Genomic DNA, 25,411 nt, shown 5'->3' with positions numbered 1-25,411 from the left:
TATCCGTTAGAGAACGTGCTCATCCAGTAATGCCTGACAGGAGGCGGGTAAAGGCGGTGGCGTTGTCTTTTTCGGTGGCGTGCTGCCCGGCGCAGGCGGCGCGAACCAGCTTTGCAGCTCGGCACCACAGCCGTCTCCCGGAGGAGGCAGCGGCTGATCTTCACACTCGAGGCTGTTAGCCGGGCAGCGCAGGCGAACGTGCATGTGGGCGCGGTGAGCAAACCACGGACGCACCTTACGCAGCCAGTCGCGATCGGCGCCAGCATCTTCGCAAAGCCGCTGTTTAATCGCCGGGTTTACGAAGATACGCGTCACCTCGTTATCTTTAGCCGCGAGCTTAATCAGGCTGTCGATTTCCGGTTTCCACAGCGAAGGCACCACGCGCTTGCCGTCTGCAGCGACTAAATCCAGCGCCTGAGGACGCAACAATTGTGCTGACGTCCAGCGAGTTTTCGGCAGCTGCAGGAAGATATCAACATCAAGCCCGGTCTGGTGGCTGGCGTGGCCTGAGCTAAAACGCCCGCCTGCCGCCATGCCCATGTCGCCAATCAATACCGTGCCCAGGCCGAGCTGATTGACCTGATTACTCAGGCGCTGAATAAACATCACCAGATCGGGATGACCAAAGTAGCGACGCTGATCCGGGCGCATCACCTGGTAGCGGGCATCCTCAAGCGGCAACGCGTGAGCCCCCACGATACAGCCGTTGGAAAACGCGCCAATAGACTGCGCGCTACCGGCGATCGGGTGGTCGATTTTTTGCCACGGCGTGGCCGCTAAAGCCTGAGCGCTGGCGGCCAGCGCCAGCATCCCGATCAGGAGTTTGTTCATCGTCTTACCAGCGAGGCAGCGGGGAAGAAACGTCAGCGTTCTGAGCACGCTGCCGTAGCAGGTGATCCATCAGCACGATAGCCAGCATTGCTTCCGCGATCGGCACGGCGCGGATCCCGACGCACGGATCGTGACGCCCGCGGGTAATCATCTCCACTTCTTCGCCTTCGCGATTAATGGTTTTGCCCGGCACGGTAATGCTGGACGTTGGTTTCAGGGCCATGTTGGCCACAATCTGCTGGCCGCTGCTGATGCCGCCCAGAATGCCGCCCGCATGGTTGCTCTGGAAGCCCTGTTGGGTGATTTCGTCCCGGTTCTGGCTACCGCGCAGGTTTACTACGCCGAAACCTTCGCCAATTTCCACGCCTTTCACCGCGTTGATGCTCATCAGCGCGTGGGCAATGTCTGCGTCCAGGCGGTCAAAGACCGGCTCGCCAAGGCCCGGCGGCACGTTGTCAGCCACAACGGTCACTTTCGCGCCGATGGAGTCGCCCTCTTTTTTCAGGCCTCGCATCAGCTCGTCCAGCGCGTCGATTTTATCCGGATCCGGGCAGAAGAACGGGTTCTGTTCAACCTGATCCCAGTCTTTGATTTCCAGCGGAATATCGCCCATCTGCGTCAGGCAGCCGCGAATTTTAATACCGAATTTCTGCTCAAGGTATTTCTTGGCAATGGCACCTGCCGCAACGCGCATAGCCGTTTCACGCGCAGAAGAACGACCACCGCCGCGATAGTCGCGCAGGCCGTATTTTTGTTCGTAAGTGTAATCGGCATGGCCCGGACGGAACACGTCTTTGATAGCGCTGTAATCCTGGGAACGCTGATCGGTATTTTCAATCAGCAGGCCAATGCTCGTACCGGTCGTCACGCCTTCAAACACGCCGGAGAGAATTTTAACCTGGTCAGGCTCACGGCGCTGAGTGGTGTAACGCGATGTGCCCGGGCGGCGACGATCGAGATCGTGCTGCAGGTCGGCTTCGGTCAGCGGAATGCCCGGCGGAACGCCGTCAACAATGCAGCCCAGCGCGATGCCGTGAGATTCACCAAATGTCGTTACGCGAAAAACCTGTCCAATACTGTTACCAGCCATCACGGCTCCTTAATCACCGTTCTAGTTATTGTGTTGTGCGCGGGAAGTAAAACGAGCCCGAAGGCTCGTCTACGTTCGGCAATTAATCTTTGTAGATACTGAAGTACTCGCGAGCGTCAATCAGCTGCGCTTTAGTCAGCATAAATACGCCGTCGCCGCCGTTGTCGAACTCAAGCCAGGTGAACGGCACCTCCGGGTACTGCTCCATCAGGTGTACCATGCTGTTCCCCACTTCACAAATCAGGATCCCGCCGTCGGCCAGGTAATCCGGCGCGCAGCCAAGAATACGACGAGCCAGCTTCAGACCATCGCTGCCGGCCGCCAGGCCCAGCTCAGGTTCGAAGTGGTATTCGCCCGGCAGATCCGCCATGTCTTCTTCATCAACATACGGTGGGTTCGTCACAATCACGTCGTACTGCACTTTAGGCAGGTCGCGGAACAGGTCCGAGCGAATCGGCGTGACGTTGTGGTCCAGGCCATGCTCGGCAATGTTCTGCTCGGCCACGGCGATAGCGTCAGGGGAAATATCAACAATATCCACTTCCGCATTCGGGAATTCATAGGCGCAGGCAATCCCGATGCAGCCGCTGCCGGTGCACATATCCAGAATGTGCTGCGGCTCGTGGTCGATCATCCCGGCAAAGCGGTTGTTAATCAGCTCTCCAATCGGCGAGCGCGGCACCAGTACACGTTCGTCCACGTAGAACTCGTGGCCGCAGAACCAGGCTTTATTGGTCAGGTAGGCAACCGGAATACGTTCGTTGACGCGGCGAATCACGCGTTCGACGATGCGGTGACGCTCGCTTGGGGTCAGGCGCGCGGTACGCATGTCTTCTGGAATATCCAGCGGCAGGTACAGGCTTGGCAGAACCAGCTGAACGGCTTCATCCCATGGATTGTCGGTGCCGTGCCCATACCAGATGTTGGCGGCGCTAAAGCGGCTGACCGACCAGCGCAGCATGTCCTGAATGGTATGCAGCTCGTTTACTGCCTCATCGACGAAAATTTTATCCACGTGCCCTCCGCAGGCGACTCACGCTAGTTCAATAATAATCGGCTAGTTTGCCATGAAGGAGGCGACAAATCAGCATTCATCGACGCCGCGAGACCGCGAAATTTGCGTTTTCTTTATTGCCGCCGGAGAAAGCGGGTAAACTGGCTACAAAGCGAATGCGAGATGAGAGAAACATGAAAAAGAAATCACCGCTCAGTTCCGAAGATGAGGCGCTGTTTCGCGGCCTGATGAGCGGCACGAAAAAACTGGCTCAGGACACGATTGTCCACCGCCCGGTGCGCAAGAAAATAACGGAAGTGCCCGTGAAGCGTCTGCTGCAGGAACAGGCCGATGCCAGCCACTACTTTTCCGATGAGTTTCAGCCGCGCCTGGCGACCGAAGGGCCAATGCGCTACGTGCGCGAAGGCGTGAGTCACTTTGAACTGAAGAAACTGCGTCGCGGGGATTATTCTCCGGAACTGTTTCTTGATTTGCACGGCCTGACCCAGCTTCAGGCAAAACAGGAGCTGGGCGCGCTGATTGCCGCCTGCCGCCGCGAGCATGTTTTCTGTGCCTGCGTGATGCACGGCCACGGTAAACACGTCCTTAAGCAGCAAACGCCGCTGTGGCTGGCGCAGCATCCGCATATTGTGGCGTTTCATCAGGCGCCGAAAGAGTACGGCGGCGATGCCGCGCTGCTGGTGTTAATAGAAATTGAAGAGTGGCAGCCGCCGGAGCTGCCATAAGCTCAGCGCAAGGGATTCCCCTCACCCCGGCCCTCTCCCAGAGGGAGAGGGGGAAAACGATCGGGAGCAGTTCCCTCGCCCCTTTGGGGAGAGGGTTAGGATGAGGGGAAAATCCTGAGCACCTTAAAAGCAAAAAGAGCCGCTTTCGCGACTCTTTTTTCATGCTCACAGCAATCAGATAGCCTTAGCCACCTTAAAGTTGCAGGGGCTCATCTGCCAGTTAAACACGCCTTTGCCGGTATCCGGATCCAGCGTGATGTTGGCAATGGCCGACGTGGTAAACATCGGCGGGGCCTCTTCCGGGCAAAGCTCCGAAACCAGGTAACCAACAAGCGGCAGATGGGAAACCACCAGCGCAGATTCAACGCCTTGACTTGCCAGCGCCAGCAGGTAATCCCCCACCAGGCCCACATCACCACAGGGCCGAAGCTCTGGCAGGATGTCTTCTTTTTCCGGGAGGTTCAGCGCTTCCCGCACCACGTCCAGGGTCTGTTCAGCTCGCAGGTAAGGGCTCACCAGAACACGTTCGATACTTGCCACCTGACCCGTTAACCAGGTCGCCATCAGACGGGATTCATCACACCCACATTGGGTTAAGGGACGAACCGAGTCGCTGGCAGCATCGAGTGCTGCGTCGCCGTGACGCATGATAAAAACTTGCATATTGCACCGCTTTTGTTAACCAGGAACGCCTGAACCCACACACTGAAAAAGTGGGGTTCACGGCAGCCGGGCATTGTGCCTTATCCGTACATCGAATGAAACGCTGTCTTTTACCTCAATGCTGCAAGTATAGTCAATATCTGTTTACAAAATGACCTTGCAGCGTACATTTACAGGCTCAGCTCAGCGCTTCGTCAAGCTCTGTCACCGGCTGCGATGTCAACGCAGGCCAGAAACTAAGCTTTTGTTCAGCCATAATAATCAGCCTTTCACAGGGGCTGAACCGCTCCCCGTACTGGCCCGCTAAACGCTGCAGTTTTGCCACCACATCGGCGGCTCCCAGGCTGTCCATATACCTGAACGGCCCGCCTAAAAACGGCGGAAAACCAATGCCGAAAACGGCGCCAATATCACCATCACGCGCGCTTCTGACCACGCCTTCATCGAGGCAGCGAGCGGCCTCGTTGAGCATCATCATGACGCAGCGCTCGGCGATGTGTTCCGGGGTCTGACGTCCGTTCGGCGTCACGCCTAACAGCGTGTAAATCGCTGTGTCAGGCTGTTTCTTGCTTTTACGCCCTTTTGCCGGATAAAGATAGAAACCGCGACCATTTTTTCTTCCTTTGCGATCGTCCTTCAAGATCGCATCCACGCTATCGGGCGCGGCAAAGCGATCGCCGAAAGCCTGCTGCAGAATCGGGATAATCTTCGTGCCGACGTCTATCCCAACCTCGTCCAGCAGTTGCACCGGCCCCACCGGGAAACCGAACTTCACCAGCGCATCGTCAATACGCTCGATCGGCTCACCTTCCGTGAGGCAGCGCAGCGCTTCATTAACATAAGGCGCAAGAATGCGATTGACGTAAAACCCGGCGCTGTCGCCTACCACAATCGGCGTTTTGCCCTGTTTTTTCGCCAACTGCACGGTCGTGGAAATGGTTTCCGCGCTGCTACCCGCGTGAGGAATCACTTCGACCAGCGGCATTTTATCCACCGGGCTGAAGAAATGCAGGCCAATAACCTGCTGCGGGCGCGCTGCCTGAGCGGCAATATCGGCAATCGGTAGCGAAGAAGTATTCGAGGCAAAAACGGTGTGCGGTGCGGCATACTGTTCAACCTCAGCCACCATTTTTTGCTTCAGCGCCAGGTCTTCAAACACGGCTTCCACCACAATATCGCGCTGGCTAAAGCCGTGGTAATCGGTTCCACCGGAGATGCGAGCCAGCTCGCGCTGGCGCTCGGCAGGCTTCATATGGCGGCGACGGACTTTCTTGTCCAGCAGATCCCAGCTGTATTTCAGCGCGTGGTTAATACCGTCGTTGTTAATGTCCTTAATGCGCACCGGAAGCTTGCCTTTGGTGGCGGTCACATAGGCAATCCCGCCGCCCATCAGGCCGCCCCCCAGCACGCCGACCGAGTTAAGTTTGCCGGGCTTCGCTTCACCGCCGTACTCTTTTTTCAACTCCGTGCTGGCGAAGAACAGGCCGCGCAGGGCGGCAGATTCAGGAGATATTGCCAGCTCACCGAACGCTTTGGCCTCGGCCTCATAGCCGCTTTTGCTCCCCTGCTCCAGCCCGGTGCGAATAACCTCAAGAATGCGGCCCGTTGCCGGGTAGTTCCCCTGGGTCTTTTCTTCGGTCTTCTTGCTGACCATGCTGAACAGGAGCGAGCGCCCCAGTGGCCCGGCGAGTATGCGTTCTTTTACCGGCAGCTCACGCGAAGGTTTCCGCCCTTTAAGCGCCAACTCAACGGCAGCCTGAAGCAAAATAGATTCGGGCACCACGTCATCCACCAGCCCCAGCTTCAGGGCCTGACGCGGGCGCAGCTGTTTACCGGTCAAAATCATGTCCAGCGCGTGACTGACGCCGACCAGGCGAGGCAAACGCTGAGTGCCTCCCGAGCCTGGCAGCAATCCCAATTGCACTTCCGGCAGGCCAAGCTGCGTTTTGGGGGAATCGGTGCAAATGCGGGCGTGGCAGGCAAGCGCCATTTCCAGGCCGCCGCCCAGGCAGGCGCCGTGAATCGCGGCCACCACCGGGATCGGCAGCGCGGCGATTTCCACCATGATCTGCTGCCCCTGCCTCGCCAGCTCTTGGGCTTCTTCAGCCGTTTTGCAGCCGGCTATCATGTTGATGTCGGCCCCGGCGATAAAGTTGTCCGGTTTGCCGGAGATAAATACCAGCCCCTGCACGCTCGGGTTGTCGCGCAGTTTTTTGATAATGCTGTGCACCTGCGCCCCAAACTCGGCCTTCAGGGTATTCATTTTTTCACCCGGAACGTCGATGGTCACCACGGCAACGTTATCCAGCCGGATGTGTAAATCGAATGCGCCTTTCTGTTCCATCACTCCACCTCCAGAACCATTGCCGCACCAAGCCCGCCGGCCGCACACGCGGTAACGAGGCCAAAGCCCCCCCCGCGGCGACGCAGTTCATGCAGCGTCTGGGTAATCATCCTTGCGCCCGTCGCCGCAAACGGATGTCCGTAGGCAATCGACCCGCCCAGCACGTTAAATTTCGCGTCATCGACTTCGCCCGTGGCGTGAGCCCGGCCCAGCACATTACGGGCAAAGTTTTCGCTGGAAAGCATTTTCAGATTGGCTAGCGTCTGCGCGGCAAAGGCTTCATGCATATCAAACAGGGTCAAATCATTCAGCGTGATCCCCGCCCGCTCAAGCGCCAGCGGCGTTGCCCACGCCGGGCCAAGCAGCATATCCTGCCAGACATCAATGGCAGTGAAGGCGTAGCTGCGCAGGAAGCCGAGCGGCTTGAGGCCAAGCTCTTTTGCCCGGGATTCGGTCATCAGGATCACCGCCGCAGCGCCGTCCGTCAGCGGCGTACTGTTCGCCGCTGTCACGGTGCCGTGCTTGCGGTCAAACGCCGGGCGCAGTTTTGCATAATCGGCGAGGCTTGAGCCTTTACGGACGTTGTTATCTTCGGCGAACGGCTGACGATACGGCGGAATAAACGCCGTCATCACTTCTTCAGCCAGCTTTCCTTCCTGCCAGGCCTGGGCGGCACGCTCGTGGGAACGATGCGCCAGCGCGTCCTGTTGCTCACGCGTGATGCCGTGAGTTTTCGCCATTTGCTCAGCGGTATCGCCCATGCGCAGACCGGTAGAATATTCAGCCACAGCTGGAGGCACCGGCAACAGATCGCGAGGGCGTAATTTGGAAAACAGTTTCAGCCGCTGCCCAAGCGTGCGCGCTTTGTTCACGTCCACCAGCGTTCGCCCCAGCTTTTTGCTAACGCCAATTGGCAACACGGAAGAGGAATCTGCGCCGCCGGCAATCCCGGCGCGAATGGTGCCGGCCATCAAACTTTCGGCCACGTTCGCAACGGCCTGGAAACTAGTGGCGCAGGCACGGCTGACGCTGTAGGCATCGGTATGGACGCTCATGCCGGTCGCCAGCACGATTTCACGGGCAATGTTTGGCGCTTCAGGCATTTGTACCACCTGGCCAAAGACCAGTTGCTCAATCGCTTCGGGCGGTACTTCGCTGCGAGCCATCAGCTCGCTCACCACCATATTGCCGAGATCGACGGCGGGAATACCATGAAAAGCCGTGGCCTGACGGGCAAACGGCGTGCGTAAACCACTCACAATGGCAATACGATCGCCCTGGCGGGTAATCAACGGCAGTGCCTGACTCATAACGCTCCCCTGCTAAAAAAAAGTGAATACAGACAAAAAGTGGTCTGACCTGATCACAGTCTTAACTAAAAATTCACATCCAGCCAACCAGCGGGCGAGAAAAATGGGAGAAGCGACACGAATTATTACATAACGAAATGAACGCCCCCGTTTTACACGGGGGAATTAGAGAGGAGGAATTTAACGCAGGCCGAGCTGGAAGATCATCGTTTCGGCCTGGCAGCTAAACTGGAAATCAATATCCAGCTGCACGCCATCGGCAACGTCGGTGTAGCGCGGTGTAATCTGGCAAGGTTCAGACTCCACTTCACGGGCTTTGGCCGTTAACGCAGCCAGAACGTCATCGGCTTCTGTTTTGCTAGTAAATACGCGGCTGTAGGAGGCGATGCAATCTGTGTTGTCGATAATGGAACCGACATCAATGCAGCAGCAAACCGGGGTTTCATCGGCGGTATTTTTACTCATCACGCTTTCCTCTGTAATGCGGCTTAAAAAAGGAGAATGGTTAAAATAATTGTGGCTATTTTACGCCCGCCGTTGCATCTGCTCCAGTTGATAATCCTCACAAAACCGACAAGTGACGGAAATCACACTTAAAAATGATCTAAAACAAATAACATCCCCCGTCTGGGGAGAAGTTCCCCCGGATTTTGCCAACCAGATCCCGTTTTCAAGATCAAACATGAAAAACTTTAGAAACAAACTTGCAACATCCTCGCTGGTCAGACCTATACTCTCGCCACTGGTCTGATTTCTCTGTACCCGATCAGTCCCTACTATTCGCGCTCCTGTTACGGTATGTAACATTGTTTGCATAAAAATAAATCAATGAGGTTTTGGTCATGAGCCAGAAAAACCTGTTTACAAAGTCAGCCCTCGCGGTTGCAGTGGCAATAGTCTCCTCCCAGGCGTACGCCGCCGGCTTTCAATTAAACGAGTTCTCTTCCTCTGGCCTTGGCCGAGCGTATTCGGGGGAAGGTGCAGTTGCGGATAATGCGGGTTCAGCAAGCCGCAACCCCGCTACCATCATGATGTTCGATCGCCCTTCTTTCTCTGCCGGCGCAATCTTCGTTGACCCGGACGTTGATATCTCCGGCCGTTCGCCGTCAGGCAAAAGCCTGGATGCAAAAAACATCGCGCCAACCGCATGGGTGCCTAACCTGCACTTTGTAGCGCCGATCAACGACCAGTTTGGCTGGGGGGCTTCCGTCACCTCCAACTACGGCCTGGCCACCGAATATAATGACAGCTACGCAGCAGGCTCGATGGGCGGTACTACCGACCTGACGACCCTGAACATGAACCTGAGCGGCGCGTACCGCCTGAGCAGCAACTGGAGCTTCGGTCTGGGCTTCAACGCGGTATATGCTAAGGCGAAAATCGACCGCTACGCGGGTGACTTAGGTCAGCTGATGGCGGGTAAAATTGCCCAGGGCGGTGGTTTAGCAACGCCTGAAGGTCGCGCTCTTGCAGCCTACGCAAACTCTATCGCGCCAGATACCCAAATTGCACACCTGAAGGGTGACAAATGGGGCTTTGGCTGGAACGCCGGTATCCTGTATGAAATTGATAAGGATAACCGCTACGGCTTCACCTACCGTTCAGAAGTGAAAATTGACTTTGACGGCGACTATAAGAGCAGCCTGCCACCTTCAAGCGCCCTGCCACCGGCAGCATCAGCGCTGTTAGCGGCCAACAATATTCCAACGGGCACCGGCGGAGCAACCATCCCTGGCTCTCTGAATCTGTATCTGCCAGAAATGTGGGAGCTGTCCGGCTATAACAAAGTGGCACCGAAATGGGCCATTCACTATAGCCTGACCTACACCAGCTGGAGCCAGTTCCAGGAGCTGAAAGCGAAAGGCAGCAACGGCCAGACGCTGTTCTATAAAGATGAAGGCTTCAAAGATGCATACCGCATCGCGCTGGGTACCACCTACTACATGGACGACAACTGGACCTTCCGCACCGGGATCGCGTTCGATGACAGCCCGGTTCCGGCTAACAAGCGCTCCATCTCCATTCCGGATCAGGACCGCCTGTGGCTGAGCGCCGGTACCACCTATGCGTTTAACAAAGACGCGTCTGTGGACGTAGGCGTTTCCTACATGCACGGCCAGAAAGTCAATATCGAAGAAGGCCCATACACCTTCAAATCCGAAGGTAAAGCCTGGCTGTACGGCGCTAACTTCAACTACGCGTTCTAAGTTACTGCCCCGAAAAATAAAGCGCCTTCTGATGAAGGCGCTTTTTTTATACCTGCTCGCTCAGCTTTTCTTCAAACCGCAATAGTCTTCCCGCATTGCCGAGCACCAACAGCGTGCTGAGATTATGCAATAACGCGGCAACCACCGCGCCGGAAGCCCCTAACCAGCCAAAAGCCGCCATCGCGACGATCGCCAGCGTCCAGCCCAGACCGATAAACACGTTCACCTGCAAAGTCCTGCGGCAGCGGCGGCTCAGGCGCACGCAGGTGCCCAGCCGGCGCAGATCGCTGCCAATCAGAACAATATCCGCCGAGGACATCGCAATATCAGATCCTCCGGCCCCCATCGCCACGCCCACCACGCCCGCCTTCAATGCCAGCGAATCGTTGATACCATCGCCGATAACCATCGGCCGATAGCCGCTGTCGATCTGCCGTTTCACCTGCGCCAGCTTATCCGCGGGCAGCGCCCCGGCCACCACATCGGTAATCCCCACCTGGTGCGCAATCCGGTCGGCAACCGACTGACGATCGCCGGTCAGTAAAAGCTGTCGGTTTAGCCCAAGATCGCTCAGCTCGGCCATCGCCGTTGCTGCCTCGTCTCGCAGGCTGTCGGCCAGCAGCAGCCAGCCAAGAAAACGGCCATCAAGCGCCAGCCCGACAATCGGACCATCGTGCTCCGGGGCTTCAGGTAAATCGGTCAACGTGGTGGCTAACAGCTCGCGCCTGCCAAGCACCGCTTCCCCCCGAGCTGTAGAAGCAGAAACGCCTAATCCCTGATGCTCACGCACGTTGTCGAGGGGCAGCCAGGCTTCCCGCGAAACAATCTCGCTTACCGCACGGCTGACCGGGTGATTGCTGGTCGCGCCCAGGCTGGCCGCCAGGTTTTGCAGCAGAGAGGGGTCGGCATCGTCATAAGGCGCCACGGCCTGCAGGTGCAGCCTGCCGTGGGTCAGCGTGCCGGTCTTGTCGACCACCACGGCGTTGATCTCCGCCAGCTCCTCAAGAAACGCCGCGCCGCGAATTAAAATGCCGTGGCGGGCGGCCACCGTCAGCCCGGCAATAGATGATGCCGGGGCGGAAAGCACCAGCGCGCAGGGACAGGCCGCCACCAAAACGGCCAGCATCGCCTGGGCATCCTGCGTCAGGAACCAGGTGCTGGCGGCAATCATCAGCACCAAAAGCAGGTAGCGCGCCGCGTGGCGTTCGAGCAGGCGAGTGATCGGCGGGCTTGCCTGTTCCGCGCTTTGCATCAGGGCGATCACGCGCCCCAGAGTCGAGGTTTCTCCGGTACGCGTGACGCGGATGCGCAGCAAACCATCCAGATTTATCGCCCCGCCAAAAACTTCCGCACCCGGTTCAACTTCCTGCGGCACGGACTCTCCGGTAATGGGGGCTGTGTCCAGGCTGGCTTTGCCTTCCAGCACCAGGCCGTCGGCAGGAATATGATCCCCGGCACGCACCTCAACCACATCGCCAGGTTCAAGGTCGTGGTTGTCGATCTCCTGCAGCTGGCCATCTGCGCTTAAGCGTCTCGCCCGGCTGCGTGTGAGTTTGCTCAACGCGGCAATAGCTTCCTGCGAGCCAATCACGCTGCGCTCTTCGAGAATATGTCCGACAATCATGATCAGCGGCAGCAGCGCGGCAGTCAGAAGATCGCCCGTCGCCCAGGCGCCCAGCAATGCCAGCGCGATAAGCTGGTCAGTCAAGCCGTGCAGGCTGGGGTAGCGCAGGCTATGTAACGCGTGACGGAGCACGGGTACAGCAACGACCACCGAGGCGGTACCCAAAAGTAAATCACCGACGGCAACCTGCTGAGGCGCCAGCCACCGCCAAAGCAAACCAAGAATCAGCGCCCCGCTGGCCACCAGCGCCAGCATCAACTGGCGGGTAATATACCGCTGCTCCTTGCGGGTCAGCGCCCCACCGGCTTGTACAGAAGAAGTCATGGTTTCGTCGCCTCTTGTTGCGCTACACCCTGCAGGATCAAATGGGCATCATCCTGCGGCGACACGGTAATTACCGATCCGGCCTGGGACAGGATCCCGGCTATTCGCTGGCGATAAATACGTCCCAGCAAATCAGGGTCGTCGTGGTTGCTGGCCAGACGGGCAATTGTCGCCGTGTCCGACTGCGCCTTCGCCACGCTCTCCTGCGCTTTGGCCTGGGCGGTTTGTCGCATCTGGTCAGCCTGTTGAACCGCCTTTTGCCGCGTTAATGAGGCATCGCTTTGCGCCGTCGCAATCGCTTTCGAGGCCTGCTGGCTGGCGGTTAAGACCGCATTGAATGCCGCTACGGTCGTCAGCGGTAAAGCAGACTGAACGGTCACCCGCTCAAGAGTGATACCCGCATCGCTCCCCGACTGCTGAAGCCGCAGCAAATTTTGTTCGATGTTCCGCTGCACATCACTCCGCAGCTGTTCGCGCTGCTGAGCAACGTTCATATCGTTGCCGGGCATTTCGGGCCGGGCAACCAGAATGGTATCCAGATCGCGGGAAGCACAAACCGCCACCGCCGCGCGCTCCACCAGCCGGTCCAGCAGCGGCAGGACATGCTTGTCCTGTAAGACGTAAGCGGTTGGCGTTCTGACCCGGTAAAACACGCTAATATCCAGCTGCACAACGCCCGCGTCACCGGTGAGCAAAAAACCAGAGCCCGAAACAGCATCATTCCCGGGGCCGCCGTTGATATCCAGGCTTTGCGCCTCGGACGAGCGCAGCAGCGCGGTCACCCGGTGTTCAATCACCCGATCCGGTCCCGGCACCATCACCACTTCATTGACCGGCGCGGGCCAGGCAAGCAGCAAGCCAGGCTCGGCCACGCGCTGCTCCGCGCCGAAGCGCAGCACCACGGCCCTGCTGCCCGGCGGAATTTGCCGGACATTCGACAGCAACCACGCCCCGGCGGCAAACAGCGTCAGCACAAATATCGCGATAAACGCCAGCCGAATCGACTGCGTCCACGGCCCACCGGGCTCAAGTTTTTGCCGTTCGGTCATGGTTTTTTATCCGCCGCTTTATCCATTTGCGGCCCGTCAACCAGCAGGCTGAACGGTTTGGCATCGGTACGCAGCACCAGTCGGGTTTGCGCATTCACCATGCCGCTAAGCGCGTCAATCTGGCGCAGCAGGCTATAAAGCTGCGGGGCGCTGGCATAAGCTTTACCGTAAATGGACGCCGTCTGTACCTGGGCCTGGGCTTCGATATCCGCCGCTTTCACTGAAGCCTGAGCTTCGGTGATGCGGGCATCGCGGTCGGCGGCGGAACGAATCTCTGCCGCCGCGCGCTTACCTTCCGCCGTGCGCTCAATGGCAATGGTTTCGCGCTCTGCTCGCATACGGTCAACCGTGGCGTTGAGCGTCACGGCCGGCAACGTCAGGCGTTCGGTGCCCATCTGCACCAGCCTGATGCCGTAACTTTGCAGCAACGGCTGGCTGATTTGCTGTTGAAGATGCGATTCAAACTCCGCCAGCTGAACCTGCTTGCCGTCGGTGTTCACCAGTTGAGAAAGCGTGAAGCCGCTGGCGGTGGTTTCCAGCGCTGAGCCTAAATAAGTGCGAATTTGCCGGGCCGCTTCATCCGGCTGGTTTTGCACCGCCCGCATAAACCGCTGCACGTGCTCAGGCGTGCTGTCCACTTCCCATACCGCGTAGGACTGAACGATGATCCGCAGGCCATCGCGCGTGCCGACATCCTGCAGCCCGCTGGACGTCGTTCGCAGGCGCAAATCCACCACCGTTGCCGTTTCAAAAGGGGCAGGCAAACGCCAGGCAAGCCCCGGCTCGAGCAGCACGCGGACGGGTTTGCCAAAACGAGTGATCACCAGTGATTCGCCAGATCTCACCTGCACCAGACTCGCGGCCGCAAGCAGAATAATGACCAACCCAACGGCAGCGGTAATCCGCTTCCAGGCGCCTTTTTTACCCCCTTCCGGGGCGGAAGAGTGGCCATGGCTGCAGCCGTGACCATGATGGTGATCATGATGTCCATGAGAGTGCGAATGGCTCACCGGGAAAGCTCCTGTGCGGGTTTGGCGGGCGCGTCACGCCGCGCCGCATCGGTAGAAGTAGGGAAATCACGCAGATCGAGCGTAGGCGGCGAACCGGCGCCAATCCGTTGGTCAATGACCAGCAGAGGGCGACCGCTGAGCGCCACTTGAAGCTGTTTAAACCAAAGCTCGTCAATAAAGACCTGCCCTGCCTGCTGCCAGGCATTTTTCTGCGCGGCAAAGCGGGTGGCCGTTGCCTGAGCTTCGCTTAACGCTTCGGTGGCATTGGCCTGCGCCGTGTTCTCGCGCACTGCGGCATTGGTCGCGGCCAGCGCGGCTTTTTCCGCCGCACTGCCCTGCTCTCTCAGGATCAGCGACTGCGCGGCAATCTGCGCGGCCTGCACGCCATGAAATGCATCGGCAGCACCCGCAGGCGGATGAATCGCCTCCACGACGGTAGAAAGAATTTCCACGCCGCTGTGCAGGCTATCCAGCTGCTGCTGAACGGCCTGGTTAATCTGCCCGGCCAGGTCGTCACGCCGCTCGCTCAGGACATCGTCCAGCGTTAAAGACGAAAACTGATGTACCAGCACCTCATTTGCCGTGCTGCGCACCAGCTCCGACAGGTTCACCGCCCGGTAGGTCGCCGCCAGCGCAGCTTCATCGCTCAGCCCAATACGCCACATAAAGCGTACGTCGCTGTTAACGATCTGCAGGCTTTGCCGATCCCCGCTCTGGCTGGCGATGATTTGTGCTTTGTCGAAGTTGTGGGTGGCATCCCACAGTCTGTCGGCGCTGGCGGGCGCGGGGCCTTCAGCATCGGCGCGTTTTGCAGGAGGCTGGCTGGCCGGATCTTCCCCGGCAGCCAGCTCATGCACCTGCCCATTTTCGGTCAACTGCACCCGACCAAACGGCCAGGGCAGCCCCAAATGCAGGCCTGGCTCAAGCACCGCCACAGAGCGGCCAAAACGCTCGTACACGCCGCGTTCGGTGGCTGAGATTTGCTGTAGCCCGGTCAGCAACCAGCCGCAAAGCAGCATCAGGCCCACCATCGGGATAAACGCGCGCTTCAGGACGGTGAAGGCCCAGACCTGGCGAAGATCGATGCCGAAACGCTGGTGCAGCTCCTGCTGTAAAAAACCGAGGGGGCGCGGCGGCCAGGTTAACTGGGCGGCCAGCTGGCTTTTGGGGATAAGTGCGGGTTCTGCCGTACCGTCACCGGGTGGCGTGAAGAGAGAGAACAGCCCGCGCAGCATAAACTCAGCGGCAACTAACATAACCAGCACAGCGGGTAAGTTTACCGCTAAAGCGCTATTCAGCTGCGGCCAGACCAGCCCCGGTAAACTCAGCACCTGGACCGCCATCACCAGGCGCAGCAGCGGCGCTATGGACCCGGCTTCAGGAGATGCCTCTTTCGCCACCGCGCTGAGATGCCGCTCGGCCACCAGCAGCACAAAAACCGATCCCGCCAGGCAGGCTACCGCAATCCAGCGATTATTATTGTCCAACAGCGGAACGTAGCGGCTACTCCAGCCAGAAAATGCAATATAGAACGCCAGCGCGGCAAGCGCCCCGGACCAGATACCTTCCGCCTTAAGCAGAGCCTCAGCTCGGGCAAAATTTAGCGGCACCAGGCCCGTGAACCAGCTTAAGAGAGGGTTCTTTGGCGCTTCTTCATCCTGAATCGGGGGGGCAGCCGATGGGGAAAACTTAATGTTTCGCCACTGACAAATACGCTGCGTGGCGTGCAGCGTAACGACCAATAATAAAAGCGCTGCGGCATTGCTGCATAGCAAAGCGACCCAGCGTGAAGTCGGCTCCAGAATACTGACCGTCAGCGCCAGCAGGAGCATCATAAACAGCAGGAAGGTTAAGGTGAACACCGCACGCGCGGCGAGTCGGGCCTGTGCGCCGGCAAGCGAATAGCGAGCGGGCAGCGCCTGAGGCAGCAGTTCAGCTTCGGGTAACCGGGTTGGTGGCATGATGTTTTAAACGTGAGGTGCGCAAGAGTTGCACAGTATTTTTAGATTGTTATTTTATAACATATCAACACAAAATGCTGGTGGGTAAAGATGTGTCATTTTATGTCAGTATGATGACAATAAAAAAGCGAACATCAATGTTCGCTTTTTCACGTCCGGGTATTGCTTACTGGGAATCGATATCTTTCAGGTCATCCTGAATCGCCGCCGCGTTCGGGTTCGCTTCTGGTTTCAGCTGGCCGCCGTTAGCGAGGAAGTCATGGCGCTGGAAGTAGGCTTCACGCACGGTGATATAAGGATCGGCTGACTGGCGCAGCAGGCCGTCGGAATCCAGCAATTGCGCACGCGTTTCGACGCCTTCGACCGCCCATTTACCGATGGACATCGGCCAGGTGAGCCAGGAAAGCACCGGATACAGCGTATCGGCAAAATCACCGCCGTCTTCGCGCAGCGTGAAGCTGCCGTAGCCCGGCAGCATCACATAAGGACCGTAACCGACGTCGTAATGGCCCAGGGTGCTGCCGAAGCGGTGAGGCTCGACGCGCTGAAGTTTAGGGTTAGCCATCCCGGCCACGTCGATGAAGCCGCCCATTCCCAGCAGGGTGTTCAGGAAGAAGCGCGTAAAGTGCACCATCCCCTGGTACGGGTCGCCCTGCACGAAGTAGTTCACCATCGTGGCGGGCTCTTCGAGGTTGCTGGTGAAGTTGCTCAGGCCGTTGCGCGCGGGCACCGGCACATAGTCACGCCACGCTACGGCTACCGGGCGTAATACATACGGATCCAGCACGTTGTAGTTGAAGTTGAACATTGAACGGTTGAACCCTTCGAGCGGGTCCGAACGCCCCTGAGGCTGCTGGCTACCAGAACTGGCACATCCCACTAATACCGTTGTTGCCAGAGCAAGTCCGGTCAGGCGGAAATTCATTAGCGTCTCCCTATTATTGTTTGTCTGCGCTTTCAGTGGTGCCCGGTTCAAGCTGGGCCCTCGCCTGATCGATGCTGCGCTCAATGACGGCGCGGCGCTGGTCGTTTGCCGGTAAAATTTTCAGCATCATGTGCCACGCCCCAATCGCCTCACGGTAGTTCTGGCGCTCAAAAGCATTGAACGCCAGCAGGCTGAGCACGCGAATATTCGTGTGGTCATCTTTTAACATTTCGCGGAGCAGAAGCCCACCAAGCTGGTTATCCTGCGCGTCGGCAGAGCGGGTCAATACTTCAGCATAGCCCAGCTTTGCTTCGCCGTTTGTGGGCGCAAGTTTATATGCGTGAGCAAAAGCCTGTGTCGCCGTTGTGGCGTTATTCAGCACCATGCCAATGCGCCCAAGCATCATCCAGCCTTCAAGATTATCAGGCTGTTGCTGCAATCGCGTGCGTAATCCTAACCCAAGACGCGCCATCTCTTCCATAGTCAGCGGCGCGGCCTGCGGATCAAGAACACGTTTTAACAACGCTGGCGTCTCGGCCGTCGCCTGCCGCCAGGCCTGCACCTGCGCCAGCCCGGACGTTTTCAGATAACTGCCAGCGCTGACCGCCAGCAGCAACACGCCCCCCGGCAAGAAGACCCACAGCGAGATTTTCCCTGAGGTTATCCCTTCGTTCAGCGCCGGATTTTCTTCCGTGAGCGAAATCTTTTGCCGCCTGCGGCTGCGCAGCACAATCACCGCCGCACCACCGACAATAAACAGCCCCGGCAGCACCCAGAGGATCACCGTGGCCGGCGTCAGCGGCGGCTCATAGGTCACAAAGTGGCCGTAGCGCTCCACCATATAATCCACAATCTGCTGCTTGCTTTTGCCCTGCTGCATCAGCTCGTAGACTTTAAGCTTCATATCCGTGGCAATCATTGCGTTGGAATCCGCAATGCTGTTGTTCTGGCATTTCGGGCAGCGTAGCGCTTCGGTTAGCTGGCGGAACTGCTGCTCCTGCGCTTCATCTTTAAAGGTGAAGGTATCAATGGCCGCCGCCGCATGGAGGCTAAACAGCATCCCGAGCAAAAAGAACATTGCGCGCATCATGAGCCCGCCTCCTGGCTGTATTTCTCCCAAAGCGGCTTCAGCTCCTGCTGCCAGACGCGATCGTTCAGATCGCCCGCATGGCGATAGCGGATGATCCCCTTGCCGTCGATCAGAAAGGTTTCCGGCGCGCCGTACACGCCGAGATCCAGCCCCAGCATGCCATTGCCGTCAAACAGGCTTAGCCTGTACGGGTTGCCGAGATCGCGCAGCCAGGTAATCGCTTTGTGGCGATCGTCTTTATAGTTCATGCCGACGACGCGGACGCCCTGCGCGGCAAGTCCGTTCAGAAACTTATGCTCGGCGCGGCAGGTTGGGCACCAGGTCGCCCAGACGTTCAGCAGCAGCGGCTTGCCGTCCGCCAGCACTGCCCGGCTCCACTCCTTGCCGGGCTCGTCGAGGGATTCCAGGCGGAACTCCGGCACCGGTTTACCAATCAACGCCGATTCCAGATCCGTGGGCGCTTCCCCCTGCGCATTACGCGCCAGCTGCCAGAGCAGCAGCGAGGCCAGCAGCAGAAACAGCGCCAGCGGAATAAAAAGATAGCGGCGCTTCATACTGCGGCCTCCGGCTTAACTCTACGGCTGCGATAACGCGGGTCACACAGGCAGCAAAGCCCGCCGAGGGCCATCAGCAGCCCGCCCGCCCAAATCCAGCGCACGAAAGGTTTGTAATACAGGCGCACCGCCCAGCTGCCGTCATCCAGCTCTTCGCCCAGCGCAGCATAAAGGTCGCGGGTGAAACCGCCGTCGATGGCCGCCTCGGTCATCATCGCCTTATTACTGTTATAGAAACGCTTTTCGGCGTGCAGCGTGGCTTCCGGCTTGCCGTGGCGGGTGACGTCAATCACGCCCACGCCGCCACGATAGTTAGGGCCGGTGATGTCCCGCACTTCGCGGAACACAAAGTGGTACTGATGAATATCAATACTGTCGCCTGACTTCATGCGCACGTCGCGCTCCACGCTGTAGCTCTGGCTAAAAGCGATGCCGACCACCGTCACCGCCAGGCCCAGATGCGCGGAAACCATGCCCCAGTGGCTGGCAGGAATTTTGCGTAACCCATCCCGGAAGCCGTGGCGATGCATGGCGCGCTGATAAACTTCCATCAGCGCCAGCACAAAGACCCAGACGGCCATCAGCAGGCCGACCACCGTCATGGCTTCCACGCGATCCTGCATCAGCCACGGTAAGAGCAGTGACATAACCAGCGTGATGACCACCGCCACCAACAGATGCTTGCGCAGCTTGCCCGGCTCGTCGCGTCGCCAGCGAACCAGCGGCCCAATGCCGAGCATCAGCGCAAACGGAGCCATCAGCGCGGTAAACATCGTATTGAAGAACGGCTCCCCGATGGAAATGCTGCCGAGGCCAAGCTGCTTATGCACCAGCGGCAGCAGCGTACCCAGCAGAACCACCAGCATGGCGGCAATCAGCAGGACGTTGTTGCCGAGCAGGAAAGACTCGCGCGACCAGAGATCGTTGCTCACGCGGGAACGTACTTTGCTGCCTTTGACCGCATACAGCAGCAGCGAACCGCCGATAACGACCACCAGGAAAGCCAGAATAAACATGCCGCGCGCCGGATCGGACGCAAAGGAATGCACCGACACCAGCACGCCGGAGCGCACCAGGAACGTGCCCAGCAGGCAAAGCGAAAAGGCGCTTATCGCCAGCAGCACCGTCCAGGCTTTAAAGCTGCCGCGTTTTTCGGTAACGGAAAGCGAGTGGATAAGCGCCGTGCCCGCCAGCCACGGCATAAACGAGGCGTTTTCTACCGGGTCCCAGAACCACCAGCCGCCCCAGCCAAGCTCGTAATACGCCCACGCCGAACCCAGCACAATCCCCACGGTCAGGAAAGCCCAGGCCGCCAGCGTCCACGGGCGAGTCCAGCGCGCCCAGGCGCTGTCCAGCCTGCCGCCCAGCAGCGCCGCAATCGAGAAAGCAAACGCCACTGAGAAACCCACGTAGCCCATATACAGCAGCGGCGGATGCAGTATCAGGCCGATGTCCTGCAGCAGCGGATTTAAATCTCGCCCTTCCAGCGGGTAGTCCGGCAGCGTGCGGATAAACGGATTGGAGGTGAAAATAATAAACAGCAGGAAGCCGAAATTAATCATGCCCATGACAGCGAGCACGCGGGCGTGATCTTCTTTAGGCATGCTGCGCCCGGTGAGAGCAACGGCAAACGTCCAGCCGCTCATCATCAGCACCCACAGCATCAATGACCCTTCGTGCGCCCCCCAGGTGGCCGCCACGCGATACCAGACCGGCAGCTCGGTATTCGAGTTGTTGGCGACATAAAGCACGCTGAAGTCGTTCACCACGAAGGCGTTAACCAGTATCAGGAATGATGCGCAAAGGGTGATAAACAGCGCCCAGCTAAACGGCCGCGCCGAGGCCATCAGCCGCTTATCGCCGCGCGCCACGCCCCAGAGTGGATAAACGCTTAATAGCAAAGACCAACCGAGCGCCAGGCTTAGCAGGAACCCACCGATTTCCGGCATCATGAGGCGTTATCCTTATACACTTCCGGGGCCTGCTGGTGATTCTGCTCCATCGCCGCTTTCACTTCAGGCGGCGTGTAGTTTTCATCGTGTTTCGCCAGCACTTCTTTAGCGTGGATAAGCGTGGCACCTTCCATCACGCCCTGGGCCACCACGCCCTGCCCCTCGCGGAACAGGTCCGGCAGAATGCCTTCGTAGGTCACGTCCACCACGCCGCGCGCGTCATACAGCTTGAAGCTGACCTTCAGGCTTTGGCTGTCGCGCTTCACGCTGCCCGGCATCACCATGCCGCCGATCCTCAGGCGTTGCCCGGTTTCCGGCATCAAATGGCTTTCGCCTTTGCCGTGGATAATTTCGCCGGGAGTATAAAACAGGTCGATATTGCTGCGCAGGGCATAGAGCACGAGCGTGATGGTCAGCCCAAGACCGACCAGCACCGCTACGGCCAGATAAAGCCGGTTTTTACGACGCGGATTCACTTAAACTTCCTCCTGACGCTGGCGAGCGACACGAATACGCTGCTCTCTTGCCTGCTGGCGCGCCACCGTTCGCAAAATCGCGCGATGCTGGTAGCGGGTGTGAAAAATCAGCCCAAGCAGCGGCAGGAGCGTGAAAGCCACCGCCAGCCAGACGTAAAAGGCGTAGCCGCCCATGGCGAAGAACTCGTGCCAGTCAGTAAACGCCCACGTCATGATTTTGCTCCTTTGCCGTTAGCAAGCACTGACACCCACGGACGGCGGCTTTCCTGTAACAGCAGCAGGTTACGCAGCCGCATCAGAGTGAGCGTGATAAACAGCGCGAGGAAGCCGAAAATGGTCCAGCGCAGCGGCGTGCGCATAGAAGGGTCGATGGACTGCTGCATATTGGTGGACCCCTGATGCAGCGTGTTCCACCACTCCACCGAGAAGTGAATAATCGGCAGGTTCACCACGCCGACCAGCACCAGAATCCCGGCGGCCCGGCCAGCAAGGCGGCGATCGTCAAACGCGCTGTACAGCGCAATGGCACCCACGTAGAGGAACAGCAGCACCAGCTCGGAGGTCAGCCTTGCGTCCCAAATCCACCAGGTGCCCCACATTGGCTTACCCCAGGCGGAGCCGGTGACCAGCGCGATAAAGGTAAATGCCGCCCCGACGGGGGCCATCGCCATCACCGCCAGATCGGCGGTTTTTATCTGCCACACCAGGCCAATAAAGGCGGCCATCGCCATGCTGGCGTAAATGCCCATCGACCACATCGCCGCCGGGACGTGAAGGTACATGATCCGGTAGCTTTGTCCCTGCTGATAGTCCGCCGGAGCAATACCAAAGCCCCAGACGCAGCCGACCAGCAGCAGCACCGCGCTGAGGATAGCCAGCCAGGGCAGCAGGCGGCCGCAAAAGTGATACAGCCGCTCGGGTTTAGCCAGCTGATGTAGCGTTTTCCACATAGGTTTTGCTCACAAAACAAAAAATAAAGTTACGCAATGCTTACCCGCAGCGCCGCCGCCGTAGCGAACGGGCTTAGCGTGGCGCTGCCGGCCAGCAGCGCGCCAAGAATTGCCATATAGCCCTCCACCGGCAGATGCATCGAGGCGGCATCCATCGCGGCGGTGGCAAAAATTAAAAGCGGGATAGTCAGCGGCAGCACCAGCAGGCTAAGCAGCACCCCGCCGCGCTTCAGCCCAACCGTTAACCCCACGCCGGGCGCGCCGAGGAAGCTCAGCGTTGGCGTGCCCAGCAGCAAAGTGGCGGCCATCACCTGCCAGCCATAAACATCCAGCCCGAGCAGCAAGGCCGCCAGCGGCGAAAGTAGTAACAGCGGAAGACCCGTGACCACCCAGTGAGCGGTCACTTTCGCCAGCACCACCAGCGGCAAAGGCACCGGCAGCAGCATCAGCTGTTCGAGCGAGCCGTCCTGAAAGTCATCCCGGAACAGCCTGTCCATCGCCATTAAAGAAGCCAGCAAAGCCGCCACCCAGATAATCCCCGGCGCAATGCGCGCCAGCAGCTGCGGCTCCGGGCCAATGCCGAGCGGAAACAGGGTTATCACAATCAGGAAGAACCACAGCGGGTTGGCGATTTCTGCCCCACGACGAAACACGACCTGCAGCTCGCGCCAGAAAATACGCCGAATCATAAATCGATTTCCTGCAGATGAATTTGGCGCACAGCACAGCTCAAAGGTTGGTGGCTGGTGAGAATAACTATCCCACCTGCTTCAGCGTGATGTTGCAGACGGCGGGTCAGACGTTCAATACCGACGGCGTCCAGCGCGCTGAATGGCTCATCCAAAAGCCAAAGCTTTGCCGTGGATAGCCACAGACGAGCGAGCGCGGCGCGGCGCTGCTGCCCGGCGGAAAGCTGGTTGACGGGTAAATCTTCGAAGCCGAGCAGCCCGGTTTGCTCCAGCGCAGCCCACAGCTGTTCTTCAGTTACATCGGCATGAAAAAAGGTAAGATTTTCAAAAGGGGTGAGAACGGACTTGATACCCGGCTGATGGCCAATCCACAGCAGGTCACCGTGGAAATTATCGCGTTGGCGGCGAAGTGGCTGATTTTGCCAAAAAACCTCGCCCTCATCGGCCTGTGCCAGCCCGACCAGAATACGTAAAAGCGTGGTTTTCCCCGCGCCGTTTTTGCCCGCCACCTGCACCATTTCTCCCGGCCCAACGCTAAACGACAGCGCGTTGAACAGCGTGCGATCGTCACGCTGGCAGGTCAGTTGTCGGGCTTCTAGCATCAGGAGGCGCTCCTTGTCTCGGGTGACGCTAAGCATATCATATCGCCCTGTTTTCTTCAGGTTGCCCCCGGCGCCTTCAGCTACTCCATTAGGGTTAATTGGCTTATTCAGATCAAAACCGGGGCGATTATTCCCATTCGTCAAAAATGTGGGATAAAAACCGCTACGCTTAAGTGAACATTTTCCGACCAGGAACCGCCCTGATGGACAAGATCGAGCCCGATGAAATCGCTAAGACCGATGAGCTGGCAGTGGACAGCGATGAGAAGTCGAGCGGCAAGAAAATAGAACTGGACGAGGATCGCCTGCCCTCCGGCGCAATGGCGATTCACGAGCACATTCGCCAGGACGGGCAAAAAGAGCTGGAGCGCGACGGCATGGCGCTGTTCTGGTCAGCCGTGGCGGCGGGTTTGTCGATGGGCGCCTCGCTGCTGGCAAAAGGCATTTTTCACGTTAACCTGGTCGGCATACCCGGCAATTTTCTTCTGGAAAATCTTGGCTACACCTTTGGTTTTATCATCGTCATTATGGCGCGCCAGCAGCTGTTTACCGAAAACACCGTCACCGCCGTACTGCCGGTGATGCAGCATCCGACTACCAGCAACTTTTGGCTGCTGATGCGGCTATGGGGCATTGTGCTGCTCGGGAATATCGTCGGCACCGCGCTGGCGGCGCTGGCCTTCGAATACATGCCGATATTCGACGAAGCCACCCGCCAGGCCTTCGACGACATCGGCATGAAGGTGATGGCTAACCCGCCAAGCGAGATGTTCGCCAATGCCATTATCTCCGGTTGGATCATCGCCACCATGGTGTGGATGTTTCCCGCTGCAGGTTCGGCAAAAATCTTTGTTATCGTGCTGATGACCTGGCTGGTAGCCCTGGGCGACTTAACCCATATCGTGGTTGGCTCAGTTGAAATTCTTTACCTTGTATTTAACGGCACGCTGCACTGGAGCGAGTTCTTCTGGCCGTTTGCCCTGCCCACCTTAGCCGGGAATATCTGCGGCGGCACGTTTATTTTCGCGCTGATAAGCCACGCGCAAATCCGCAACGATATGAGCAACAAGAAAAAGGCGGAGGCAAAGCGAAAACGGGAAGAAAAGAACCAAAATTCAGCGAAGAGTGAACAAGGCAACGGGTAAATTGTTCATCTTCCAGGCAAACGGACCGCCAACCCCTTAACCTGCCTCGAAAAGCGGGTATACTACGCCCGCCGCGTTCCCTTAGTTAAATGGATATAACGAGCCCCTCCTAAGGGCTAGTTGCAGGTTCGATTCCTGCAGGGAACGCCATTAGATTTACCCTTTCCATTCTGCCTTTCTTTCAAACTCGCCATTAAAAATACCTGATGCTATCAATGCAGTGAGCTTTGCATATCCACAGCATGGAATCACCGGAAGCATTAAGGATATAATCCCTGCAACGATCCCTCAGCCGTCGAAAAGAACATGACAAAACTTACGTTACAAGAGCAGATGCTCAAAGCAGGCCTGGTCAGCAGCAAAAAAGTGGCCAAAGTGCAGCGCACTGCGAAGAAATCACGCGTGCAGGCTCGTGAAGCTCGGGAAGCCGTGGAAGCCAACAAACAGGCTCAGGTTGAGCGCGATAAAGAACTCAGCGAACAGCAAAAGCAGGCCACTTTAGCCAAAGAATATAAAGCGCAGATCAAGCAGTTGATCGAAATGAACCGCATTGTTATTTCGAAGGGTGATATCGGCTATAACTTCACGGACAATAACTTAATTAAAAAAGTCTACGTCGATAAAGTAACCCAGACTCAGTTGATTAAAGGCCGCCTGGCCATCGCCCGCCTGATTTCAGATAAAAATCCTGAAGGCGAATACGCCATTATTCCCGCAGGCGTTGCCGATAAAATTAAACAGCGCGACGCCAGCTTTATCGTGCTGAGCAGCGACCTGGCTCCGGAAGACAAAGACGAAGACGATCCGTACGCGGACTTCGTGGTGCCTGATGATTTGATGTGGTAACGATTCATTGCGTTAAGGCAGCCTGGTTT

At 58.1% G+C, this 25,411-nt stretch carries 24 protein-coding genes and 1 tRNA gene; 5 read left to right on the top strand and 20 right to left on the bottom strand.

Features of this window, described 5'->3' with window-relative positions; all coding sequences use genetic code 11:
* Positions 1-6: 6 nt before the first annotated feature.
* From mepA to prmB, 3 genes are all read right to left on the bottom strand, one after another.
* The gene (gene mepA, locus F3J29_RS01790) at positions 7-831 is read right to left on the bottom strand and encodes a penicillin-insensitive murein endopeptidase (RefSeq protein ID WP_039305183.1); all 825 of its coding nucleotides are present in this window, start codon (positions 829-831) and stop codon (positions 7-9) included.
* A gap of 4 nt (positions 832-835) precedes the next feature.
* Positions 836-1,921: a chorismate synthase gene (aroC, locus tag F3J29_RS01785; protein ID WP_008459684.1), complete on the bottom strand. Its 1,086-nt coding sequence runs from the start codon at positions 1,919-1,921 to the stop codon at positions 836-838.
* An 82-nt stretch (positions 1,922-2,003) separates the two neighbouring features.
* The gene (prmB, locus tag F3J29_RS01780; protein ID WP_008459683.1) at positions 2,004-2,936 is read right to left on the bottom strand and encodes a 50S ribosomal protein L3 N(5)-glutamine methyltransferase; all 933 of its coding nucleotides are present in this window, start codon (positions 2,934-2,936) and stop codon (positions 2,004-2,006) included.
* 173 nt (positions 2,937-3,109) lie between these two features.
* On the opposite strand from prmB, the gene smrB reads away from it, so the two are divergent.
* Positions 3,110-3,661 carry an endonuclease SmrB gene (gene smrB / locus F3J29_RS01775; protein WP_038480719.1) on the top strand — a complete coding sequence of 184 codons (552 nt, stop codon included), beginning with the start codon at positions 3,110-3,112 and terminating at the stop codon, positions 3,659-3,661.
* Between the two features lie 174 nt (positions 3,662-3,835).
* On the opposite strand, the gene sixA is transcribed toward smrB, so the two are convergent.
* The 4 genes from sixA to F3J29_RS01755 all read right to left on the bottom strand — a co-directional run bounded on the left by sixA (position 3,836) and on the right by F3J29_RS01755 (position 8,443).
* Positions 3,836-4,324, bottom strand: a complete 489-nt coding sequence (gene sixA / locus F3J29_RS01770; protein ID WP_166862542.1) for a phosphohistidine phosphatase SixA — start codon at positions 4,322-4,324, stop codon at positions 3,836-3,838.
* Positions 4,325-4,502: 178 nt separating this feature from the next.
* Positions 4,503-6,668 (bottom strand): fatty acid oxidation complex subunit alpha FadJ, encoded by a 2,166-nt coding sequence (fadJ, locus tag F3J29_RS01765; RefSeq protein WP_166864856.1) that lies wholly within the window; start codon positions 6,666-6,668, stop codon positions 4,503-4,505.
* The gene (gene fadI, locus F3J29_RS01760) at positions 6,668-7,978 is read right to left on the bottom strand and encodes an acetyl-CoA C-acyltransferase FadI (RefSeq protein WP_166862540.1); all 1,311 of its coding nucleotides are present in this window, start codon (positions 7,976-7,978) and stop codon (positions 6,668-6,670) included. Before fadI ends, fadJ begins: the two co-directional genes overlap by 1 nt.
* A gap of 180 nt (positions 7,979-8,158) precedes the next feature.
* Positions 8,159-8,443, bottom strand: a complete 285-nt coding sequence (locus F3J29_RS01755; RefSeq protein ID WP_166862538.1) for a YfcZ/YiiS family protein — start codon at positions 8,441-8,443, stop codon at positions 8,159-8,161.
* Between the two features lie 377 nt (positions 8,444-8,820).
* Between F3J29_RS01755 and fadL the strand changes: the two genes are divergently transcribed.
* Positions 8,821-10,185 carry a long-chain fatty acid transporter FadL gene (fadL, locus tag F3J29_RS01750; protein ID WP_166862536.1) on the top strand — a complete coding sequence of 455 codons (1,365 nt, stop codon included), beginning with the start codon at positions 8,821-8,823 and terminating at the stop codon, positions 10,183-10,185.
* Positions 10,186-10,231: 46 nt separating this feature from the next.
* Here the strand turns inward: fadL and F3J29_RS01745 are convergent, their stop codons facing one another.
* From F3J29_RS01745 to ccmA, 13 genes are all read right to left on the bottom strand, one after another.
* Entirely contained in the window at positions 10,232-12,133 is a 1,902-nt protein-coding gene (locus F3J29_RS01745; protein ID WP_166862534.1) for a heavy metal translocating P-type ATPase, read from the bottom strand.
* Positions 12,130-13,182: a protease modulator HflK gene (gene hflK / locus F3J29_RS01740; RefSeq protein WP_166862532.1), complete on the bottom strand. Its 1,053-nt coding sequence runs from the start codon at positions 13,180-13,182 to the stop codon at positions 12,130-12,132. The genes F3J29_RS01745 and hflK (F3J29_RS01740) overlap by 4 nt, the downstream gene beginning before the upstream one ends.
* Entirely contained in the window at positions 13,179-14,192 is a 1,014-nt protein-coding gene (gene hflC, locus F3J29_RS01735) for a protease modulator HflC (RefSeq protein ID WP_166862530.1), read from the bottom strand. Before hflC ends, hflK (F3J29_RS01740) begins: the two co-directional genes overlap by 4 nt.
* A complete protein-coding gene (hflK, locus tag F3J29_RS01730) occupies positions 14,189-16,153 on the bottom strand; it encodes a protease modulator HflK (protein ID WP_166862528.1) in 1,965 nt (654 codons plus the stop codon). The genes hflC and hflK (F3J29_RS01730) overlap by 4 nt, the downstream gene beginning before the upstream one ends.
* 166 nt (positions 16,154-16,319) lie before the next feature.
* Complete coding sequence (gene mlaA / locus F3J29_RS01725) at positions 16,320-17,078, bottom strand: phospholipid-binding lipoprotein MlaA (protein WP_166862526.1); 759 nt, start codon at positions 17,076-17,078, stop codon at positions 16,320-16,322.
* 13 nt (positions 17,079-17,091) lie between these two features.
* Entirely contained in the window at positions 17,092-18,156 is a 1,065-nt protein-coding gene (locus F3J29_RS01720) for a cytochrome c-type biogenesis protein CcmH (protein ID WP_166864853.1), read from the bottom strand.
* Positions 18,157-18,164: 8 nt separating this feature from the next.
* Positions 18,165-18,722, bottom strand: coding sequence for a DsbE family thiol:disulfide interchange protein (locus F3J29_RS01715; protein ID WP_166862524.1), 558 nt, complete (start codon positions 18,720-18,722; stop codon positions 18,165-18,167).
* Positions 18,719-20,674 carry a heme lyase CcmF/NrfE family subunit gene (locus F3J29_RS01710; RefSeq protein ID WP_166862523.1) on the bottom strand — a complete coding sequence of 652 codons (1,956 nt, stop codon included), beginning with the start codon at positions 20,672-20,674 and terminating at the stop codon, positions 18,719-18,721. Before F3J29_RS01710 ends, F3J29_RS01715 begins: the two co-directional genes overlap by 4 nt.
* Positions 20,671-21,150, bottom strand: coding sequence for a cytochrome c maturation protein CcmE (gene ccmE, locus F3J29_RS01705; RefSeq protein ID WP_166862520.1), 480 nt, complete (start codon positions 21,148-21,150; stop codon positions 20,671-20,673). Before ccmE ends, F3J29_RS01710 begins: the two co-directional genes overlap by 4 nt.
* Entirely contained in the window at positions 21,151-21,363 is a 213-nt protein-coding gene (gene ccmD / locus F3J29_RS01700) for a heme exporter protein CcmD (protein ID WP_166862518.1), read from the bottom strand. It abuts the gene before it with no gap.
* A complete protein-coding gene (locus F3J29_RS01695; RefSeq protein ID WP_166862516.1) occupies positions 21,360-22,100 on the bottom strand; it encodes a heme ABC transporter permease in 741 nt (246 codons plus the stop codon). The genes ccmD and F3J29_RS01695 overlap by 4 nt, the downstream gene beginning before the upstream one ends.
* 29 nt (positions 22,101-22,129) lie before the next feature.
* Positions 22,130-22,789 carry a heme exporter protein CcmB gene (gene ccmB, locus F3J29_RS01690; RefSeq protein WP_166862514.1) on the bottom strand — a complete coding sequence of 220 codons (660 nt, stop codon included), beginning with the start codon at positions 22,787-22,789 and terminating at the stop codon, positions 22,130-22,132.
* Positions 22,786-23,391, bottom strand: coding sequence for a cytochrome c biogenesis heme-transporting ATPase CcmA (ccmA, locus tag F3J29_RS01685; RefSeq protein WP_166862513.1), 606 nt, complete (start codon positions 23,389-23,391; stop codon positions 22,786-22,788). Before ccmA ends, ccmB begins: the two co-directional genes overlap by 4 nt.
* A gap of 203 nt (positions 23,392-23,594) precedes the next feature.
* Between ccmA and F3J29_RS01680 the strand changes: the two genes are divergently transcribed.
* From F3J29_RS01680 to F3J29_RS01670, 3 genes are all read left to right on the top strand, one after another.
* Positions 23,595-24,536, top strand: coding sequence for a formate/nitrite transporter family protein (locus tag F3J29_RS01680; protein WP_166862511.1), 942 nt, complete (start codon positions 23,595-23,597; stop codon positions 24,534-24,536).
* Positions 24,537-24,611: 75 nt separating this feature from the next.
* A tRNA-Arg gene (locus F3J29_RS01675) sits at positions 24,612-24,686 on the top strand.
* Positions 24,687-24,842: 156 nt separating this feature from the next.
* The gene (locus tag F3J29_RS01670; protein WP_166862509.1) at positions 24,843-25,382 is read left to right on the top strand and encodes a DUF2058 domain-containing protein; all 540 of its coding nucleotides are present in this window, start codon (positions 24,843-24,845) and stop codon (positions 25,380-25,382) included.
* Positions 25,383-25,411 lie beyond the last annotated feature (29 nt).

The sequence above is a fragment of the Enterobacter sp. Cy-643 genome, from assembly GCF_011752815.1.
In the GTDB taxonomy this organism is placed as follows: domain Bacteria; phylum Pseudomonadota; class Gammaproteobacteria; order Enterobacterales; family Enterobacteriaceae; genus Cedecea.
The sequence above is the reverse complement of the archived record's forward strand: the minus strand, read 5'-3'. Positions and strand labels throughout refer to the sequence as shown.

Coding starts and splice junctions, on each gene's coding strand:
- F3J29_RS01710 (WP_166862523.1), bottom strand. CDS start 20,674: ATGATGCCGGAAATCGGTGGGTTCCTGCTAAGCCTGGCGCTCGGTTGG.
- mlaA (WP_166862526.1), bottom strand. CDS start 17,078: ATGAATTTCCGCCTGACCGGACTTGCTCTGGCAACAACGGTATTAGTG.
- F3J29_RS01695 (WP_166862516.1), bottom strand. CDS start 22,100: ATGTGGAAAACGCTACATCAGCTGGCTAAACCCGAGCGGCTGTATCAC.
- hflK (WP_166862532.1), bottom strand. CDS start 13,182: ATGACCGAACGGCAAAAACTTGAGCCCGGTGGGCCGTGGACGCAGTCG.
- F3J29_RS01720 (WP_166864853.1), bottom strand. CDS start 18,156: ATGTTCTTTTTGCTCGGGATGCTGTTTAGCCTCCATGCGGCGGCGGCC.
- F3J29_RS01755 (WP_166862538.1), bottom strand. CDS start 8,443: ATGAGTAAAAATACCGCCGATGAAACCCCGGTTTGCTGCTGCATTGAT.
- ccmB (WP_166862514.1), bottom strand. CDS start 22,789: ATGATTCGGCGTATTTTCTGGCGCGAGCTGCAGGTCGTGTTTCGTCGT.
- F3J29_RS01670 (WP_166862509.1), top strand. CDS start 24,843: ATGACAAAACTTACGTTACAAGAGCAGATGCTCAAAGCAGGCCTGGTC.
- hflK (WP_166862528.1), bottom strand. CDS start 16,153: ATGCCACCAACCCGGTTACCCGAAGCTGAACTGCTGCCTCAGGCGCTG.
- F3J29_RS01715 (WP_166862524.1), bottom strand. CDS start 18,722: ATGAAGCGCCGCTATCTTTTTATTCCGCTGGCGCTGTTTCTGCTGCTG.
- F3J29_RS01680 (WP_166862511.1), top strand. CDS start 23,595: ATGGACAAGATCGAGCCCGATGAAATCGCTAAGACCGATGAGCTGGCA.
- fadI (WP_166862540.1), bottom strand. CDS start 7,978: ATGAGTCAGGCACTGCCGTTGATTACCCGCCAGGGCGATCGTATTGCC.
- ccmD (WP_166862518.1), bottom strand. CDS start 21,363: ATGACGTGGGCGTTTACTGACTGGCACGAGTTCTTCGCCATGGGCGGC.
- smrB (WP_038480719.1), top strand. CDS start 3,110: ATGAAAAAGAAATCACCGCTCAGTTCCGAAGATGAGGCGCTGTTTCGC.
- aroC (WP_008459684.1), bottom strand. CDS start 1,921: ATGGCTGGTAACAGTATTGGACAGGTTTTTCGCGTAACGACATTTGGT.
- mepA (WP_039305183.1), bottom strand. CDS start 831: ATGAACAAACTCCTGATCGGGATGCTGGCGCTGGCCGCCAGCGCTCAG.
- fadL (WP_166862536.1), top strand. CDS start 8,821: ATGAGCCAGAAAAACCTGTTTACAAAGTCAGCCCTCGCGGTTGCAGTG.
- F3J29_RS01745 (WP_166862534.1), bottom strand. CDS start 12,133: ATGACTTCTTCTGTACAAGCCGGTGGGGCGCTGACCCGCAAGGAGCAG.
- fadJ (WP_166864856.1), bottom strand. CDS start 6,668: ATGGAACAGAAAGGCGCATTCGATTTACACATCCGGCTGGATAACGTT.
- ccmA (WP_166862513.1), bottom strand. CDS start 23,391: ATGCTAGAAGCCCGACAACTGACCTGCCAGCGTGACGATCGCACGCTG.
- sixA (WP_166862542.1), bottom strand. CDS start 4,324: ATGCAAGTTTTTATCATGCGTCACGGCGACGCAGCACTCGATGCTGCC.